Source organism: Stenotrophomonas pictorum JCM 9942, from assembly GCF_001310775.1.
In the GTDB taxonomy this organism is placed as follows: Bacteria; Pseudomonadota; Gammaproteobacteria; order Xanthomonadales; family Xanthomonadaceae; genus Stenotrophomonas; species Stenotrophomonas pictorum.
Window position 1 is genome coordinate 1 of record NZ_BAZI01000737.1, and the last position, 716, is coordinate 716.

Consider the following 716-nt stretch of genomic DNA (forward strand, 5'->3'; position numbering starts at 1 on the left):
CGCGCGGTGGCGCTGCGCCCGGACGTGCTGCTGCTGGACGAGCCGACCTCGGCGCTGGACCCGATCTCCACCAGCCGCATCGAGCAGCTGGTGGAGGAACTGAAGAACGATTACACCATCGCCATCGTCACCCACAACATGCAGCAGGCCGCGCGCGTGTCCGACTACACCGCCTTCATGTACCTGGGCGACCTGATCGAACACGACCGCACCGAAGTGATCTTCTCCAACCCCTCCAAGCAGCAGACCGAGGACTACATCACCGGTCGCTTCGGCTGAGGCCGGCCACCGGCGCGGCACTGCCGCGCGGCCTGCCCGACGCCCGTCCGTGAACGGCGACATCCGCACCTCGAACGCCCTGCCCCTGCCACTCCCGGCACCTGCAACCAGCGAGCATTCCATGAATCTTCCCAACGACCACATCGTCAAGAGCTACGACGAGGAACAGCAGCGTCTGGTGGCCGAAATCCTGCGCATGGGCGAAATGTCCGTGGCCCAGCTCGAAGCCGCGCTGGATGTGATCGAACGCCGCGACGAGAAGGCCGCCCTGCACCTGGTCGCCAATGACGAGGCCATCGACCAGCTCGAGCAGCAGATCAGCCATGACGTGATGCGGCTGGCGCTGCGCGGGCCGATGGCGCGCGACCTGCGCGAGATCCTGGCCGGCCTGCGTATTCCGGCCGACATCGAGCGCATCGGCGATTACGCCGCCAACG

Annotated in this window: 2 protein-coding genes; both read left to right on the forward strand. The window is 66.6% G+C overall.

Annotation, left to right across the window (positions count from 1 at the left end; genetic code table 11):
- Positions 1–279, forward strand: a 279-nt coding sequence (locus JCM9942_RS17390; protein ID WP_425478374.1) for a phosphate ABC transporter ATP-binding protein, incomplete at its 5' end; no start/stop codon positions are given.
- Between the two features lie 121 nt (positions 280–400).
- The coding region (locus JCM9942_RS17395; RefSeq protein ID WP_304941177.1) for a phosphate signaling complex PhoU family protein at positions 401–716 on the forward strand (316 nt) is incomplete at its 3' end.